Annotated in this window: 15 protein-coding genes; 13 read left to right on the top strand and 2 right to left on the bottom strand. The window is 57.6% G+C overall.

Features of this window, described 5'->3' with window-relative positions:
• Nucleotides 1-104 precede the first annotated feature (104 nt).
• Entirely contained in the window at nucleotides 105-773 is a 669-nt protein-coding gene (locus tag ACWKWE_RS26615) for a hypothetical protein (RefSeq protein ID WP_483852166.1), read from the top strand.
• Nucleotides 774-1,196: 423 nt separating this feature from the next.
• Nucleotides 1,197-1,856, top strand: a complete 660-nt coding sequence (locus ACWKWE_RS26610; RefSeq protein ID WP_166598470.1) for a hypothetical protein — start codon at nucleotides 1,197-1,199, stop codon at nucleotides 1,854-1,856.
• 136 nt (nucleotides 1,857-1,992) lie between these two features.
• On the opposite strand, the gene ACWKWE_RS26605 is transcribed toward ACWKWE_RS26610, so the two are convergent.
• Nucleotides 1,993-3,882 carry an autotransporter outer membrane beta-barrel domain-containing protein gene (locus ACWKWE_RS26605; RefSeq protein ID WP_483852196.1) on the bottom strand — a complete coding sequence of 630 codons (1,890 nt, stop codon included), beginning with the start codon at nucleotides 3,880-3,882 and terminating at the stop codon, nucleotides 1,993-1,995.
• A 768-nt stretch (nucleotides 3,883-4,650) separates the two neighbouring features.
• On the opposite strand from ACWKWE_RS26605, the gene ACWKWE_RS26600 reads away from it, so the two are divergent.
• From ACWKWE_RS26600 to ACWKWE_RS26590, 3 genes are all read left to right on the top strand, one after another.
• Nucleotides 4,651-6,519: a hypothetical protein gene (locus ACWKWE_RS26600; protein ID WP_483852165.1), complete on the top strand. Its 1,869-nt coding sequence runs from the start codon at nucleotides 4,651-4,653 to the stop codon at nucleotides 6,517-6,519.
• Between the two features lie 278 nt (nucleotides 6,520-6,797).
• Complete coding sequence (locus ACWKWE_RS26595) at nucleotides 6,798-8,501, top strand: hypothetical protein (protein WP_483852164.1); 1,704 nt, start codon at nucleotides 6,798-6,800, stop codon at nucleotides 8,499-8,501.
• 95 nt (nucleotides 8,502-8,596) lie between these two features.
• Entirely contained in the window at nucleotides 8,597-9,073 is a 477-nt protein-coding gene (locus tag ACWKWE_RS26590; RefSeq protein ID WP_166597841.1) for a hypothetical protein, read from the top strand.
• Here ACWKWE_RS26590 and ACWKWE_RS26585 read toward each other — a convergent pair whose 3' ends face one another.
• Nucleotides 9,074-9,754 carry an alpha/beta family hydrolase gene (locus ACWKWE_RS26585; protein WP_483852163.1) on the bottom strand — a complete coding sequence of 227 codons (681 nt, stop codon included), beginning with the start codon at nucleotides 9,752-9,754 and terminating at the stop codon, nucleotides 9,074-9,076.
• An 894-nt stretch (nucleotides 9,755-10,648) separates the two neighbouring features.
• Here ACWKWE_RS26585 and ccoN point away from each other — a divergent pair.
• The 8 genes from ccoN (at nucleotide 10,649) to ACWKWE_RS26545 (ending at nucleotide 16,869) form a co-directional block, all read left to right on the top strand.
• Nucleotides 10,649-12,091, top strand: coding sequence for a cytochrome-c oxidase, cbb3-type subunit I (ccoN, locus tag ACWKWE_RS26580; protein ID WP_401151356.1), 1,443 nt, complete (start codon nucleotides 10,649-10,651; stop codon nucleotides 12,089-12,091).
• A complete protein-coding gene (ccoO, locus tag ACWKWE_RS26575; RefSeq protein ID WP_166597844.1) occupies nucleotides 12,091-12,702 on the top strand; it encodes a cytochrome-c oxidase, cbb3-type subunit II in 612 nt (203 codons plus the stop codon). The genes ccoN and ccoO overlap by 1 nt, the downstream gene beginning before the upstream one ends.
• Before the next feature lie 5 nt (nucleotides 12,703-12,707).
• Complete coding sequence (locus tag ACWKWE_RS26570) at nucleotides 12,708-12,899, top strand: cbb3-type cytochrome oxidase subunit 3 (RefSeq protein ID WP_166597845.1); 192 nt, start codon at nucleotides 12,708-12,710, stop codon at nucleotides 12,897-12,899.
• Nucleotides 12,896-13,876, top strand: a complete 981-nt coding sequence (gene ccoP / locus ACWKWE_RS26565; protein WP_483852162.1) for a cytochrome-c oxidase, cbb3-type subunit III — start codon at nucleotides 12,896-12,898, stop codon at nucleotides 13,874-13,876. Before ACWKWE_RS26570 ends, ccoP begins: the two co-directional genes overlap by 4 nt.
• A gap of 149 nt (nucleotides 13,877-14,025) precedes the next feature.
• Nucleotides 14,026-14,277, top strand: a complete 252-nt coding sequence (locus tag ACWKWE_RS26560) for a type II toxin-antitoxin system Phd/YefM family antitoxin (RefSeq protein ID WP_166597847.1) — start codon at nucleotides 14,026-14,028, stop codon at nucleotides 14,275-14,277.
• Complete coding sequence (locus tag ACWKWE_RS26555; RefSeq protein ID WP_166597848.1) at nucleotides 14,277-14,729, top strand: type II toxin-antitoxin system VapC family toxin; 453 nt, start codon at nucleotides 14,277-14,279, stop codon at nucleotides 14,727-14,729. Before ACWKWE_RS26560 ends, ACWKWE_RS26555 begins: the two co-directional genes overlap by 1 nt.
• 178 nt (nucleotides 14,730-14,907) lie before the next feature.
• Complete coding sequence (gene ccoG / locus ACWKWE_RS26550; protein ID WP_483852161.1) at nucleotides 14,908-16,317, top strand: cytochrome c oxidase accessory protein CcoG; 1,410 nt, start codon at nucleotides 14,908-14,910, stop codon at nucleotides 16,315-16,317.
• A 12-nt stretch (nucleotides 16,318-16,329) separates the two neighbouring features.
• Entirely contained in the window at nucleotides 16,330-16,869 is a 540-nt protein-coding gene (locus tag ACWKWE_RS26545) for a FixH family protein (RefSeq protein WP_341958889.1), read from the top strand.
• The last annotated feature ends 1 nt before the right edge of the window (nucleotide 16,870 follow it).

The raw sequence follows: 16,870 nt of genomic DNA, 5'->3' as shown, positions 1-16,870 counted from the left end.
AGCCCGGCAGGCCAAGCCGCCGGGCACACCTACACGCTCATCCGAGCAATCAAGCACCCGTTCCGCAAGCGAATGCGGACGATCGTGCCTTATGGAGAAATGCCATGAACGACATGAATGTCAAAAAACCCATCCCACTCCCGCCCGCCGTCGTGCCTACAGCCTATGACGATGGATTGCTGAAAACCGCTGACTTGAATGCCCCTGTTGCCGTGCAGGTTGAAGTCTGGCCTGCGGCTGAAACAGGCTACACCGTGCGGCTGAACCTGGACGGCCTGCCCGCAACCGAAGAACGCGTCATCACCGCCACTGACAAACCCGGCGATATCATTACGCTGTACCTCTCGGAAAATCACCTGTTGAAGGACAAGCGCTACTCCCTTCAGTACCGGATCTACAGCCCGATTGGTGAGTCGGAAGACTTCTCTCCGGCAATCCCCCTGATCGTCGACCGAACCCCACCCGGCGCCGCGGTCCTCGCCCCGCTGTTCTTCGCCGAGGGCTCGATCAACGGCGACGCCAACGCCATTCTTCCCGGCTACGCGGGCATGGCCATAGGCGACGTTGTTCGCACCCTGTGCAACGGCATTTCCGGCCCGACCCACACCGTGCAAGCGGACGAACTCACCGTGCGCCCCATCGAAATCGTCTTCGAGGCAGACTACCTGCTGGGCCTCGCAGCCCAAGAGGTGACCATCGAGTACGTTGTCGTCGACCGCGCAGGCAACCCATCCTTCAATTCCTTACCTGTAACAATTTCCCTCACTATGTAATGTCATGACCGCTGAAATTAATTAGATCATTTGACGTGCCACTCCCCCTTCATTTGAAGGAGGAGCGGCCCAATTACGTCGAAATTCGAACGCCGGGGAATTATTTTTTTCTCGCTTATTTCCCTTTTGCCTACAACGATTGAGGACTATGTGAAGCCGCAAGCACGCTCCAAGACCTTGGATGCGGTACATATGTACTTACACCCCCGTCAAATTCGACTAAATATGCCGTAATGCATAAAACAGGTTCCGCTTCAAGCGTTGTAAATGACGCTGCGGACACATTCAACCTCTGCACGGGGCTCGATTGACAGTGACAGGTCATGACTTGAACATATGCAGCCGGGGCACGCAGCCCCACAACGATGTTTGTCGTCGTTGTAACCTCTGTTATCACAACCCCATCCAATTCAGGGAACTTTAATGGAAGATGAAAAGGATATTCCGCCATCTGTAAATCCGACTGACATCGCTCGGAACAAGGATGAAACATCTGCGGAAGATCAACTGGCGAATGCTGACGAACGTGTGGACGGGTCGACTTTTAACTTTGATTCGATACCGCATTACGAAGATTTGCGCGCCATTCTCCCGCCTGGCGCCACATCCAAGGACATCGCCACGTTCTACAGCGAACACCTCGAGCACGTTCTGGGTTTCCCTTGGGAAATCGATGAAGAGGCTCGAAAGGCGGCCCCTTCGTTGCCTCCGCCGTCCCTGGACGGCGGAAGAAACGGTGAGGTCTCCACCGCACAGCTCGCCAAGGGTGTGCTGATTACCGTACCGCGTTCTTCAAAGATCTGGGTCACTGATCAGCTCAAGATGCGCTGGGGGAAAAGCACGTTCTACACCACGGTGCCGCCCTCCAAATCACGAAAAGGGCCACGTCTGATTCAATTTCTCAACGCTGGAGGAGTACCAAACGACCGTACCGGGTTGATCGATATTCGCTACGAAGTGGTCCGTCGCAAACGTCTGGTCGGTGTGTCAGAGACCCTGACGATCTACGTGCGCGACGATGGAACAGGGGAGCCAAAAGGCTCCCATGGCCGACCTATCCGTCGACGTAAACTGGACCTGTAAAACCGATCCGGCATGAAGGCGTTCGATACCCGTCGCGCGCCCCCATGCCCGTTCAAACAATGGAGAAAAAAAGCCCCGGCGGCATGACTGCCGTCGGGGCTGACTTACGACTTGAATCGTTTACAGGGTCAACCGGTCAGAACGCCAGACGCAGACCCAGATTGGCCCCCCATGGCTGCTCGACATGCTCGCCTTTCATGTAATCAAAATCGGCATGCACTTGCAGGCGTTTGGACAACGACACCGACACACCCGCGCCCAGCTCGGCCCGCGAGCCGAACAGGTCATTGTCAAAACGCTGGTCGTTGACGCTGACGTCATTGCTACGGGAGAACTCATGCGCCCCTGCCACTCGCACGTACGGCTGCACCACGCCGCCATCCTTAAGGGTGAACGAACGGCCCAGCGTGGCACCCACTTTACCCACGATCGACTGCGTCTCACTGGTCTTGGCTTTCAGGCCATTATTCAGCGTGTAGCTGTCGCCTCCGATCCACACGCTCGACAGCTGGGCAAACGGCTCCACGAAATAATCGTCAGGCAGCTTGATGTGCTTGCCGAACTCCACCGATCCACCCACCGCCATGTTGGTGTAATCGCCCTTGGCTTTTTCACCATCACTCATCGCCACCTTCGACGTGTTGTGGAATTTGTTCACCTTCACCACGCCGTCGAGGTAATAACCCTCGTCCGACAGCCAGGTGCCGTAGGCGCCCACGTAGTAGCTGTCGACTTCACCCGACGTGCCACGGCCCATGTCCAGATCGGACTGGCTGTAGCCACCCATCACACCCACCAGCAATTGGCCATTGCTGACGGGCACCGGCCCGTCAGCACCCAAAGACAGCCCGTGTTGCCGCTGCTGATAACTCAGTCCCGAATCCAGCGATGCCTTGAAGCGACTGCCGTAACTGCGGATCCAGCCGCCCCCTTGCTCCTGACCGCGCACCTCACCCATTCGGCTACGCAACGTGCTCAACTCACTGTTCCAGATCGTCGGCCCGACGTTGAACAGCGCCAGCACGCTTTCCGTCGAAGGGCTGATGGTCTTGCCGGAACCGATGATGAACCAGTCATCACCTTGCTGCTCCAGCGCGTACGAGTAGGCACCGATGTCCGCGCGCGTGCCTCGCAAGCGGAACTGCGCATCGCCCCCTTCGGTGTGCACCACCCGCAACGCGTCGAAATCCGACGGCACCGCTTCTTCACCTGTATTACGAACGTTGAGCACATGATTGCCACTGGCTTGGCCTTCGACGTTCAACAAGTCACTCTCCCCGTTAGCCGGATCGATGCGCATGTCAAACCGACCTCGCCCCGACAACTGACCGAGGGTGAGCGTGTGAAAGCCTTCCCCGGCAAAGCCGACACTGCCACCGTCGATGGCCAGAGACTTGACCGAATTGTCTTCGGCGAACTGCCAGTGACCACTGGAATCGATGATCACGGCATTGCCGTTGACGATATTCCCGTCCAAGCGAGCGTGGTTGCGCAGCGCGACGTTCAGGGTGCTGGTGTCGTCGGCGACGAAATGTCCGGTGAGGGCACTGTCATTGACCTCAACGTTAGCGGTGCTTTCTTGTTTCACATTGATGAGGCGGCCGTTGCCCGCTTCCAATTTGGAATGATTGGCTATCAAAATATTAGCAATCGTGTTCCTTCTCTGAAATTCGGAAAACTTTGACACTTCAACCGCAGATCCCGTACGCGCCGTGATAGTGGAACGATCTATTTCGAGCCGATTCGTCTGAGGAAAATCGGCCTTTGGTTCGTCAGCGATACGCACGCCGCTTCCCCCACCCAGCACATGGCTACCATCCGTGATATGTACGGCCCCCCCCACGAGCGATATCCCACTACTGTCGCTTCCCCCGTCGTTGGCCAAATCGTCGACACTTGATCTGGCAAGCCATAGTTCCCCTTTCGCAGAAATAAGCGCCCCTAGACCCAGCCCTCGAAGCTGGCTGTCCGAAATAATCGCAGTCGAAAGAGCTAAGGGGTCTTTGGCACTCGTTATGAGCGACAAAGCCTCACTTTGACTATTCGAAATGCTTGCATTCTGGATACGGGCCAAGCCCAAACTCAGCTCTATTCCACCTGAAACCACGCCTCCATTGATGTTCAGGTCGGAATTATCCACCCGCACATGCTCTGCCACCGCTCCAGACTGAAGACTCAATATCCCGCCATTTCTGACTAAATAGCTTGCGGATACCGCCGTTCTATCGACGGTAAGCGGTACCCCATCCACCACGACAACACTTTGTTGGACTCCATTCACGTCAATCATCTCGGTGCCGATGCCTTGAGAGACTTCCTTACGTGGCGTCATGTCCTCATCAGCGGCCCAAATCAACGGTGAAAACACACCGATTGCCACTCCAAGCACGCTTCGATGGAACCGGTTTGACGGCATATTTCCGATAGACACCCTGAATCCTCCTATAAGTGAGTCCTCGAGTTTGGGAATACATAGCGTCTTCTTGAGAAAAAAAAATTTTTTTACGCGTAGGACGTTTCCGAAATGACAGGGAATTTTTCTCACCCCAAAAACGAGGATACCCCTGAATTACCGGCTCCATCGCCAACAGCCCGACAGGGCTTTTTCAGACATTTTATTAAAACGTCCTACACATACTAAAAATATCCTACACAGATGGATTTGTACGACATTGACCGGAGATTAATCATGCGATTAGTTTATTAGCAGAACAGGGGCATCCTACTCATCTGACGATGGTCAGAGTGACGAATGATCCTGAGTTCTAAACCAACTCCAAACAAGGAAAGTTTCATGAGCGACATCAAGCAAACACCTACTATTCTTCGTGGAAATAACTCACGAGACCCGATTCCCATTGAGGCGCCTGACATCGCCGTTGCTTTTCACGACGACGACACGCCCGGCTTGATTCCTACGTCCGCGCTTAACGCCCCCATTACCGTGGATCTCAAAGTATGGGAAGGCGCTCAAGCAGGATATACCTACCAACTGTGGTGGAACGACGCTGCACAGGGTATTGAAAAAGCCATTTCGCCGAATGATAAGCCTGGCGACTCTTTGACATTGGAACTTCCGGTGGAACTACAAACCGAAGGGCGTCACACGCTTGGCTTTCGAACGTTTAGCCCCAATACCGGGGTCCAAGACTTCTCTGAAATTTTTCCAGTAGTCATCGATAAAACAGCGCCAGGGAAGCCTCTTCTTGCTGCTATTCAATTTCCGGTAGAAGTCATTAACGGGTTGACGTTTACCGAGCTTGAATCCCTGGGCAATAGGCTCGAGGTGCAAGTCGCTGGTTATAATGGCATGGCTAAACACGATGTCATTCAAACTTATTGGGGTGAAATTGAAGGCCCCTCCGCTGTTGTCGACACAAACGACATGGGTTTAAACAAAGTCATTTTTGATTTTTCTCGTGAGTTTCTTGAGTCTATTGAAGAAGGAGCAAAACAGGTCAAATACCACGTTACCGATCGGGCGGGCAATGTGTCCGATTATTCGACACCTACCGAAATCCTGCTGCTGTTGGAGGAAATTCCCGCAGACTATCCCGCACCGATCGTAGACCCCAGTGTAGGTGATCAGATCGATTACGCGGAAGCCCGCGTAGGCGTACAGGTCGATATTCCTCACTATCCAGGCGCATCTGCCTTTGACCAGATCACCCTATACTGGGGCACAGACAACCCTATGTTTCCAGTCGAACTACCCTCGGGAAGTGAAAACGAAGCCTTGGTCCTGTCTTTGAAGGTGCCATACGAAACCATAGCCGCCAAACCAGTAGGCAGTGTAGAGATCAGCTATAAAGTGTCGCGGCAGAACCAACTGAATGGCTCGTCATTGCCAACGGTGGCCGATGTTTTCGTCACGCTGCCGGTGCCAGTGCCATCGTCTCCGCCCACCATTCAAGGAACCAGCGTAACTAATCCGAACAAAACGGATAATTTCATTGACGAAGACGACTATGAGCTGAATAGCGTTGCGATCGTGGAGTGGAGTGACGATTTCCGACTCAATGATCAGCTGAATTTGTTCTGGGGCGATCAAGAGATCACTCAGTGGCATCAAATTAATACGACCGATATTGCCGTTAAAAAAGACCTTATTGTGCCCATTGCGAACTCAATCATGAAGGCACAAGGCACGGGGGCGGAGATCCCAGTTTTCTATACTGTCACTCGTCAAGGCAACCCGAACCCCACCACGTCCTTATCTCAGAAAGTGACTGTGCGTTCCAGAGAAGATCTGCCTGGCGGTGGCGAAGGGATTGACGGCCCCGTATTTGAAGTCACATCCACCGGGTACATTTCGTTGATTACAGCTCCCAATGGGACAAGCGGAACTGTCTCGCCTTACACAAACATTGCAGAAAAGCAAAGGCTTTTGTTCACATTTAAAGGTTTTGACAGTGATAACAATCCGATTGAGGCTGCGACGGTGACCGCCAGCCGCATTCTTGACGACCTTGATGTAATCAACGGATACAGCTTTGAGGTTCCTTACAATAACCTCCGTTCGATTTGCACAGGTTTTTGTGAGGCTTACTTCCGAGTTGAACCCGCGCCGGAAAGCAATCAAAGCGCAGTCACCTCCAAAGTGACTCGCATCCCGGTAGACATGCGCCGTACTAACGAAACTTTCTGCAGTTTGCGCCCATAACAATTAAGCAACGCCGGGCAGACACGAGACCTGTCGTCTGCCCTCTCAATTGAAATGAAAAGGATGTAACGATGAACATCGAAAATAACGCTTCACCGCGAGAGCCTATTCCATTGGAATTGCCGACCATTCCAGCGGCCTTGGAAGGTGGCTTGATCCCTATCGAACATTTGGTATCTCCTATAGTTGTTAACTTCCCTGTATGGCCTGCGGCGGAACCTAAATATACCTATCAACTTGTGTTTGACGGCCAACGGGTGTCCGACGAAAAGGAGATTATGGAGTCGGATAAGCCTGGCGACGAACTGACGGTAGAAATCCCTGTGGACCTGCTTACCGAGGGTGACCATGCTGTGTCCTATCGGATCTTCAGCCCGAATACCCAATATGAAGTCTTCTCCGATAGCATCCCCATGCGCATCGACAAAACCGCCCCCGGCGCCCCCGACCTTGCCCCCATCCTCTTCCCATCCACCATCCAGGACACGCTCACCTCGGACGAGCTTGAGGCGCTGGACAACATCCTCCCGGGCCGCATCGCCAGTTACAACGGCATGGCGCTCGGTGATGTGGTGCGCACGTATTGGGGTGAGTTGGAAGGTCCGTTGGTCACGGTCGATGGCAATGACATGGGCTTGAACAGTGTGACGGTGAATTTCACCCGTGATCTGCTGGAGCAGGCGGATGGGGCGAGTTCCGAGGTGTATTACACCGTGACGGACCTGGCCGGCAATGTGTCGATGAAGTCGGAAGCGTTGTCGATCAGCCTGCAACTGTCGGTCACCACCCCGCTCCCGGTCCCGACCATCAAGGAGGCCGCCAACAACATTCTTGATCCGGCCAACGCCAGCGACGGCGCAACGGTGGTCATCGACACCTCGGCCAATCTGCGCGAGGGCGAGAAGATTGCGGTGCGCTGGGAGGGCCCGAAAGGCAGTGATTTCAAGGAGCACGTGGTCACGGCTGAAGAAGCCGGGCAGGCCGTTTCGGTGATCATCTCCAGCGCGCTGGTGACGGTGAACGACGGGCAAACGGTGGTGGTGTCGTACAGCGTCATGCGTCGCAGCGGTGGGGTGCAGGAATCAGAGAAGGTGTCGCTGAAGATTCTCAGCACGGCGCTGGATCTGTCGGCGCCCACGCTGGACACGGTCGGGCCGGATGGCGTGCTGCGTCCTTCGCTGATCACGGGCGACGAAGCCATTGCCCGGGCGACGTATCGCGGCATGCTCGCCACTGACGCCGTGAAGGTGCGCTGGGTTGGCAAGACCCCGTTTGAAGGCGAATCACAGACCGTTGGCGACAGCACGCACTTGAAATTCACGATTCCCAAGTCGTTCATCGAAGCGAGTATCGGGGAATCGGCGACAGTGTCTTATCTGGTGAACCGCGATGGCGCGGAAACGGAGTCGCACAAGCTCGAGGTGAGCGTGCGCGAGGGGCTGATTCTGGATGAGTCGCCGGTGGCGTTGCCGGGCAAGATTTACCTGATTCCCGGCCATCCCGATCTGCTGCCGTCCTTCCCGACCGGGACCACGGTACTGCGCCCGGCCAGCGGTGGTCGCCCTCCTTATACCTACACCTCCAGCGATCCATTGGTGGCGCAGGTCACGGAAGAGGGACAGACCTCGGTGCGTGGCAATGGCAGCGCAACGATCACGGTCTCGGATGCCGCTGGCGAAAGCCGCAGCTACACGGTGTCGGTCACGGGCGTGATTCATTGTGAAGGCGTGGGTTCGGGCAATCTGACCCAGATGGAAGCGGCCGCCGCTGCCAAGGGTGGGCGCATTCCGAACATCAATGAGCTGATCGAAATCTACAACGCCTATGGCAGCCGCTGGCCAATGGGCACCCAGAATTTCTGGTCCTCGACCTGGGCCGTGAATTTCCTCGGCGCGAAATGGTACTACGTGAAAAACATGCAGACCGGGCAAGACTTCAAGCTGCTGCACACCAACTCCAGCCTCGGCGTCGCGATTCGCTGATGCTCTGAACCACCCCTGTCCGTGGGCATCGCTGCGGTCCGGTGATGCCCTCGATTTTCGCGTTTTAACGCAACACTACAATTCCAAGAGAGATCATGAACGGTTCAATACATCTCCCACCTTCGAACGTCCTCCCTTTTGACAAGGATTCGCGCTTCAGCGCGGTGGTCAACGGCAAGCCGTTTATCACGACACGTCTGCAAGGTATTGCCTGCCTGCGCTCTGAGCTGGAAGGCGTCCAGACCCGGCAAATCTGGAAGATTCACGCGACGGGAAAGGTCGCGCACCGGCGAACGGTGTTCGGTTTTTTCATCGATCAATCGTTGCAACCCGGCACCTACGACCTGGTGCGCAACGAGCGGGTGTCGGCGGTCTACCACCTGACGCCCAAACAACAGGCGCTGGTGTTTCATTCGCGGGATTTTCAAGATGGCACGCTGACCCTTCTGGAATGCAACGTTGAAACCGGTCGGCTGCGCGGGACGTTTGAGTTCTCGATCCCGGCCATCGATTTCAACGTGACCCGGGGCGAGTTCAACCTGGTGTGCCGTGCGGGTAAAGCCATCTGCTGATCAAGGCGCCAAGTGCCTGGCGATCTGTTCCGCCGTGTCTTGCAGACAGGCTTCATAACTGACGCCCGCCGCCTTCAATGGCTTGAGGTCATGGTTGGCGGTGGGCAACCAATGGACGTGGATTGCGGAGGACAGTGTGTAGCCCTCGACGGTTTCGCGATTGCCCAAGGCGTCGCGTTCACCCTGAACGATGAGGGTCGGGGTCTGGAGTGCAGCCAGGTGCTCGACTCGCGGCTTATCCGGTTTACCTGCGGCGTAGAACGGGTAGCCAAGGCAGATCAGCGCGTCGGGTTGCAGCTCATCGGCCAGCAAACTGGCCATGCGACCGCCCATGGATTTGCCGCCGATGGCCAAGGTGCCACTGACGCAAGCACGAACCGCCGCATACACCTCGCGCCAGCACTCCAACAGCTTGGGTTTCGGGTTGGGCGGGCGTTTGCCACCGTCGATCCGGCGCTGGGCCATGTAGGGAAATTCAAATCGCAGCACCCCGATGCCCAACGCGGCGAGCCGCGTAGCGATGTCGTCCATGAACGCACTGTCCATCGGTGCACCGGCGCCGTGGGCCAGGATCAACGTTGCGGGCGCGTTCCCTTCGAGGGAAGCCGGGGCGTTCCACAGCCAGCCGCGTTCTTTTGCCAGCCGGGCGCAGGGGTCGGCGTGAGGAAGTGATGTGCTCATGAAGTCTCGGCTCGCCATGCAGTTCGGGTGAAAGGGGTTGGATGTTAGGGGAAGACGCGGGTTCACGAAACCTGTGGGCCATCGAAGATCCCTGTGGGAGACCCCGGCGCGGCCACCTCATGAAGATACCCACCCGCGACAGCCCCGGTTCAGCTTGCGGTACTTACCCTTTCAGAACACTTCGGCATAAAGCGCCCCTGCCTTGAGCGCCCCAAACCATACGCAACCGGGCGGATTCATCGGCGTGTGAGCTTTTTGTCCGGTGCCGGTCGATCAACCGTGACGATCTCCGGCCTTGCCTGCCAGCTCGGGCCAAACATTTTTTGGGCAGCAACAAGTGCAAATGTCATCGGCTTTTGTATACAACTTCGAAGTAGAAACGCACCTCCCACGCGCAAGGAACGCAGGGAGTGAAGCGTTTCAGCGACCTTCGAATCCGGTGATCGCTGCGCCTCGCAACGGGGCGCAGCATCCTGCCATTTCGACGCGTCGAAGTGTCGCATCCCCCTGTCTTGAGGCTTCCATCGCCGATCAAACCCGTCTAAGCTAGGCGCCACAGTGGTCCGGCGACAGCTGGCCACAGGTTTGGCGTAAGGATTGTGCACGACCGCTCAGCCCTCTTGCAGACAGACAGCGCAGCCCTGTCCGTCACCCGCAGGGTTGTATCCAATTTTTCTCCCATTCACGCGCGCTGCCTCACCCGCCTGTTCCCCGCCTTCTTCGGCCCACTTGGGCAGATCGCTTCTGCGCACGTTCGCAGAGGCCTCTGTTGGAGCAACCCGACAATCGTCCCGCAGGCCCCGGATTCCGCTTCGTTGCGGCAAAGGGTCTACGCTTAAATCGACGTTGCGGTCGTTACCACACATAACAAAACCCAAACCGTGGAACCTTAGAATGAGCACTGCAATCACTCCGACTGCTTATAACTATAAGGTAGTCCGCCAGTTCGCCATCATGACGGTGGTCTGGGGCATCCTTGGCATGGGGCTCGGTGTCTTCATCGCCTCACAACTCGTGTGGCCTGACCTGAACTTTGGTCTCGAATGGACCACGTTCGGACGCCTGCGCCCGTTGCACACCAACCTCGTGATCTTCGCCTTCGGTGGCTGCGCGCTGTTCGGCACGTCCTACTATGTCGTCCAGCGAACCTGTCAGACGCGGCTGATTTCCGACGGCATGGCGGCCTTTCACTTCTGGGGCTGGCAGGCCGTGATCATCGGCGCCATCGTCACGCTGCCGATGGGTTACACCACCACCAAGGAATACGCCGAGCTGGAATGGCCTATCGCGATCCTGTTGGCCATTGTCTGGATCACGTATGCGCTGGTGTTCTTCGGCACTATCGTCAAGCGCAAGACCAAGCACATTTACGTCGGCAACTGGTTCTATGGCGCCTTCATCGTGGTGACGGCGATGCTGCACATCGTCAACCACATGTCGCTGCCGGTGAGCCTGTTCAAGTCGTATTCGGCCTACTCGGGCGCCACCGACGCGATGATTCAGTGGTGGTACGGGCACAACGCCGTAGGCTTTTTCCTGACCACGGGCTTCCTGGGGATGATGTATTACTTCGTGCCGAAACAGGCCGAACGCCCGATCTATTCCTATCGCCTGTCCATCGTCCACTTCTGGGCGCTGATCACCCTCTATATATGGGCGGGCCCGCACCATTTGCACTACACCGCCCTGCCCGACTGGGCACAATCGCTGGGCATGGTGATGTCGATCATTCTGCTGGCCCCGAGCTGGGGCGGCATGATCAACGGCATGATGACCCTCTCCGGCGCCTGGCATAAATTGCGCACTGACCCGATTTTGCGCTTCCTCGTGGTGTCGCTGGCGTTTTACGGCATGTCGACCTTCGAAGGGCCGATGATGGCGATCAAGACCGTCAACTCCCTCTCGCACTACACAGACTGGACCATCGGCCACGTGCACGCCGGGGCGCTGGGCTGGGTGGCGATGATTTCCATCGGTGCGGTTTATCACATGATCCCGCGCCTTTACGGCCGTCCGCAGATGCACAGCATCGGATTGATCAACACCCACTTCTGGCTCGCGACCATCGGCACCGTGCTGTACATCGCCTCGATGTGGGTCAATGGCATTACCCAAGGGCTGATGTGGCGGGCAATCAACGATGACGGCACGCTCACCTACTCCTTCGTCGAAGCGCTGCAAGCCAGCCATCCGGGTTACATCGTGCGCGCGCTGGGCGGGGCGTTCTTCGCCAGTGGCATGCTGTTCATGGCCTATAACGTGTTCCGCACCGTGCGTGCCTCGAACGCCGAAGAAGCTGACGCCGCCACCCAGATCGCTGTCGTGGGAGCGCACTGATGATCAAGCACGAAGCACTCGAAAAGAACATCGGTCTGCTGGCGATTTTCATGGTCATCGCGGTGGCGGTGGGCGGTCTGACGCAGATCGTGCCGCTGTTTTTCCAGGACGTCACCAACCAGCCGGTCGAAGGCATGAAGCCGCGCCCGGCGCTGGAAGTCGAAGGTCGGGACGTGTTCATCGCCAACGGCTGTGTCGGCTGTCACTCGCAGATGATCCGGCCGTTCCGCGCAGAAACCGAACGCTACGGCCATTACTCCGTGGCAGGCGAAAGCGTCTGGGATCACCCGTTCCTGTGGGGCTCGAAACGCACCGGGCCGGACCTGGCCCGCGTCGGCGGCCGCTACTCCGATGACTGGCACCGCGCGCATTTATACAACCCGCGCAACGTGGTGCCGGAGTCGATCATGCCGGCCTACCCCTTTCTCGTGGAAAACAGGCTCGACGGCAAGTTGACCGGTCGCAAGCTGGAGGTCCTGCGCAGCCTCGGCGTGCCGTACACCGACGCGGACATCGCCGGTGCCGCCGACGCGGTGAAAGGCAAAACCGAAATGGACGCGCTGGTGGCCTACCTGCAAGGCCTCGGTACTGTCATCAAGAGTAAACGGTGATCGCCATGGATATCGGAATGATTCGAGGTCTGGGCACCGTCGTGGTGATGGTGGCCTTCATCGGTCTCGCGCTGTGGGTGTTCAGCCCCCGCCGCAAGGCCGAATTCGACGACGCGACCCTGCTGCCCTTTGCCGATGACCCCGAGGCCATCGCGCAACTGGAAAAAGCGAAAGCCTCCAGGAGCCACACAGAATGACTACGTTTTGGAGCCTCTACGTCACGGTCCTGACGCTGGGCACGATTTTTTGCCTGACCTGGCTGCTGCTGGCGACCCGCAAGGGCCAGCGCGCCGACACCACCGACGAGACCGTCGGCCACTCGTTCGACGGCATCGAGGAGTACGACAACCCGCTGCCCAAGTGGTGGTTCATGCTCTTTGTCGGCACCATCATCTTTGCGCTGGGCTATCTGGCGTTGTACCCCGGCCTTGGCAACTGGACCGGCCTGCTGCCGGGCTACGACTACGCCGACAACGACAAGAAAGTCGCCTTCTCGGACGGCAAGACCGGCTGGACCGGTGTACACGAATGGGAGAAGGAAATGGCCCGTTCGGACGCGCGTTTCGGGCCGATCTTTGCCAAGTTCGCCGCGATGCCCATCGAAGACGTCGCCAAAGACCCGCAAGCGCTGAAAATGGGCGGTCGCCTGTTTGCCTCCAATTGCTCGGTCTGTCACGGCTCCGACGCGAAAGGCGCCTACGGCTTCCCCAACCTCACCGACGCCGACTGGCGCTGGGGCGGCGATCCGCAGACCATCAAGACCACCATCATGGGCGGTCGCCACGCCGTGATGCCAGCATGGGGTGAAGTCGTCGGCGACCAGGGCGTGCGGGATGTCTCCGCGTTCGTGCTGACCCGACTGGACGGCCGCAAGCTGCCCGAAGACGCCAAGGCCGACCCGGTCGCCGGGCAGAAAATCTTCGCCGCCAACTGCGTCGCCTGCCACGGCCCCGAAGGCAAAGGCACCGCCGCCATGGGCGCCCCCGACCTGACCCACCCTGGCGCATTCATCTACGGATCGAGCTTCGCGCAGTTGCAACAGACGATTCGGTACGGGCGTCAGGGGCAGATGCCTGCGCAGGAATTGCTGCAAGGGAACGACAAGGTGCATTTGCTGGCGGCGTATGTGTATAGCCTTTCTCATGGGGAGAAGGCGGCGGATCCGCGGGAGTGAGGAATGGGAAAGATAGGCCCGCACTGTGCGGCTGGCGGGGTCCTTCTTGGTTACATATTGAAGATTGAGTGAGGCACATAAGTGGCTTAGGATGCGAAATCACGTAGCGTAGCAACGTAACTACATCAAATATAAAGCAGGTCCCCCCCATGATCACTACGATTTCCAGCCGCGAATTCAATCAAGACACCAGTGGCGCAAAAAAGGCGACTAGAGAAGGGCCGGTTTTCATCACCGATCGCGGTCGGCCAGCGCACGTACTGCTGACGATTGAGGATTATCAAAAGCTTACTGGCGGATCGGTCAGCATCGTCGATTTGCTCGCAATGCCCGGCATCGAAGACATCGATTTCCATCCGAAACGTGCCGTTATCACGCCCCGAGACGTGGACCTTTCCTGATGTATCTGCTCGACACCAACGTGGTGTCCGAACTCAGGAAAAATCACAAGGCGGCGCCGAGCGTGCGCAGGTGGGCGGACCGAACGCCCGCCGCAAGCCTCTATCTCTCTTCAATTACCGTGCTTGAACTGGAGACAGGCATTCTAAGACTGGAACGACATGATTCAACGCAATCGGCAATGCTGAGGACCTGGCTTGATCATCACGTACTGCCTGCATTTTCGGGACGAATCTTGCCCGTTGACGCCGCAGTGGCCCTGAAATGCGCCCGGTTGCACGTTCCAGATCCGCGCAGTGAATACGATGCCATGATCGCTGCCACGGCGTTGGTTCACGGTATGACAGTGGTAACCCGAAACACCGCTGATTTTTCAGGCAGCGGCGTGAAGGTGATCAATCCGTGGGTCAGTCAGCTGAATGAAACACTTGCTCCCTACGGGACAGAAGACTGACCTGAAACCATCAACGCATGCGCCCACCACCTTCGGGCAAAACAGACCGTGCAGGTCGCCCCGTCGACTAAAATCACAGGGAAAAGAGGCACCGCTTGAACACCACCAACGACCCCGACCGGCACGCACTGGCCGGGGCAATTTCCCAGCCGTGGGGCGCTTTGATGAGCACATGCCAATGAGCAATCAGATTCCGGTCCACAACGTCACGCCGCCCTCAAAGAGCGAGGACGTTGACCTTTACGCCTCTCGGGAGAAGATCTACACCCGGGCGTTCACCGGTGTGTTTCGCAACCTGCGGATTGGCGGGGGCGTTGTGCTGTTTCTGTTGTATTTCGGCACGGTCTGGCTCAACTGGAGCGGTCATCAGGCGGTGTGGTGGAACCTGCCAGAGCGCAAGTTCTACATCTTCGGCGCGACCTTCTGGCCGCAGGACTTCATCCTGCTCTCCGGCATTCTGATCGTCAGCGCCTTTGGGCTTTTCTTTATTACAGTGTTCGCCGGACGCGTCTGGTGCGGCTACACCTGCCCGCAAAGTGTCTGGACCTGGATTTTCATGTGGTGCGAAAAGGTCACCGAGGGCGACCGCAACCAGCGTATGAAGCTGGACAAGGCCCCCATGAGCGCGGGCAAGTTCGGCCGCAAGTTCGCCAAACACGGTCTGTGGTTGTTGATCGGCCTGGTCACCGGCCTGACCTTCGTCGGCTACTTCACCCCTATTCGCGAACTGGCCGTTGAGTTTTTCACCGGGCAGGCCGACGGCTGGTCGTATTTCTGGGTCGGCTTTTTCACCCTCGCCACCTACGGCAACGCGGGTTGGCTGCGGGAACAGGTGTGCATCTACATGTGCCCCTACGCGCGTTTCCAAAGCGTGATGTTCGACAAGGACACCCTGATCGTCTCCTACGACCCACGTCGCGGCGAGAAACGTGGCCCGCGTAAAAAGGACGTGGACTACAAGGCGCAGGGACTGGGCGATTGCATCGACTGCACGATGTGCGTTCAGGTCTGCCCCACCGGCATCGACATCCGCGACGGTTTGCAAATCGAGTGCATCGGCTGCGCGGCGTGCATCGACGCCTGCGACACGATCATGGACAAGATGAGCTACCCTCGCGGCCTCATCAGCTACACCACCGAACACAACCTCTCCGGCCAAGTGACGCATAAACTGCGGCCGCGCCTGATCGGTTACGCAGTCGTGCTGCTGGTGATGATCGGCGTGCTGACCGGCGCGTTTTTCATGCGCTCGCTGGTGGGCTTCGACGTCAGCAAGGACCGCGTGCTGTACCGCGAGAACGCCGAAGGCCGGATCGAGAACGTCTACAGCCTCAAAGTGATGAACAAGGATCAGGTCGATCACACGTACGTGCTGGACGCCACGGGTCTGCCGGACCTCAAGCTGCAAGGCCGTCGCGAGATCAAAGTGCCAGCGGGAGACATCTACACCCAGCCCGTGGAGCTGTCGGTGGCGCCCGAACGCCTGCCGTCGAGCACCAACGACATCACGTTCATCCTGAAAGACATTGAAAACAGCGGCACCGAAGTTCAGGCCAAGAGCCGGTTCATCGGCCCCCACGTTCGTTGAGAGACGTCAGACATGACCGCAGCAACCGCTTCAAGCCCTTGGTACAAACACCTGTGGCCATGGATTCTCATCGGCATTCTGGCGTGCTCGGTCACCCTCACACTCTCGATGGTGACGATTGCCGTGACCCATCCGGACAACCTCGTCAGCGACAATTATTACGAAGCGGGCAAAGGCATCAACCGCTCGCTGGACCGCGAACTGTTCGCGCAAAACCTGAAGCTGCGCGCCACCGTGAGTCTCGATGACGTGACTGGCGAAACGAGCCTGCGCCTGACCGGCAACAGCCAGCCGGAAACGCTGGTGCTCAATCTGATCTCCCCGACCCAACCGGAAAAAGACCGCAAGATCGTGCTGGCACGGGTCGCGGCCGAGCCGGGGCGCTACGTCGGACAGCTCAGCGACCGGGTGGAAGGGCGGCGTTTCGTTGAGCTGCTAGGGGTGGAAAACAGCCAGACCTGGCGCCTGTTCGAAGAAGAAGCCATCACCCGCGACAAGGACTTGATTCTGGGCGACGAGCCGATTCAAGGTGCCGAAGCGCCGAAGAAGTGAT

The organism is Pseudomonas salicis, assembly GCF_057128705.1.
This window is presented reverse-complemented; position numbering and strand designations above follow the sequence as displayed.

What these genes read in the sequence shown, in the direction of transcription:
- ACWKWE_RS26615 (WP_483852166.1), top strand. Translation starts at nt 105, where the DNA reads ATGAACGACATGAATGTCAAAAAACCCATCCCACTCCCGCCCGCCGTC.
- ACWKWE_RS26610 (WP_166598470.1), top strand. Translation starts at nt 1,197, where the DNA reads ATGGAAGATGAAAAGGATATTCCGCCATCTGTAAATCCGACTGACATC.
- ACWKWE_RS26600 (WP_483852165.1), top strand. Translation starts at nt 4,651, where the DNA reads ATGAGCGACATCAAGCAAACACCTACTATTCTTCGTGGAAATAACTCA.
- ACWKWE_RS26595 (WP_483852164.1), top strand. Translation starts at nt 6,798, where the DNA reads ATGGAGTCGGATAAGCCTGGCGACGAACTGACGGTAGAAATCCCTGTG.
- ACWKWE_RS26590 (WP_166597841.1), top strand. Translation starts at nt 8,597, where the DNA reads ATGAACGGTTCAATACATCTCCCACCTTCGAACGTCCTCCCTTTTGAC.
- ACWKWE_RS26585 (WP_483852163.1), bottom strand. Translation starts at nt 9,754, where the DNA reads ATGAGCACATCACTTCCTCACGCCGACCCCTGCGCCCGGCTGGCAAAA.
- ccoN (WP_401151356.1), top strand. Translation starts at nt 10,649, where the DNA reads ATGAGCACTGCAATCACTCCGACTGCTTATAACTATAAGGTAGTCCGC.
- ccoO (WP_166597844.1), top strand. Translation starts at nt 12,091, where the DNA reads ATGATCAAGCACGAAGCACTCGAAAAGAACATCGGTCTGCTGGCGATT.
- ACWKWE_RS26570 (WP_166597845.1), top strand. Translation starts at nt 12,708, where the DNA reads ATGGATATCGGAATGATTCGAGGTCTGGGCACCGTCGTGGTGATGGTG.
- ccoP (WP_483852162.1), top strand. Translation starts at nt 12,896, where the DNA reads ATGACTACGTTTTGGAGCCTCTACGTCACGGTCCTGACGCTGGGCACG.
- ACWKWE_RS26560 (WP_166597847.1), top strand. Translation starts at nt 14,026, where the DNA reads ATGATCACTACGATTTCCAGCCGCGAATTCAATCAAGACACCAGTGGC.
- ACWKWE_RS26555 (WP_166597848.1), top strand. Translation starts at nt 14,277, where the DNA reads ATGTATCTGCTCGACACCAACGTGGTGTCCGAACTCAGGAAAAATCAC.
- ccoG (WP_483852161.1), top strand. Translation starts at nt 14,908, where the DNA reads ATGAGCAATCAGATTCCGGTCCACAACGTCACGCCGCCCTCAAAGAGC.
- ACWKWE_RS26545 (WP_341958889.1), top strand. Translation starts at nt 16,330, where the DNA reads ATGACCGCAGCAACCGCTTCAAGCCCTTGGTACAAACACCTGTGGCCA.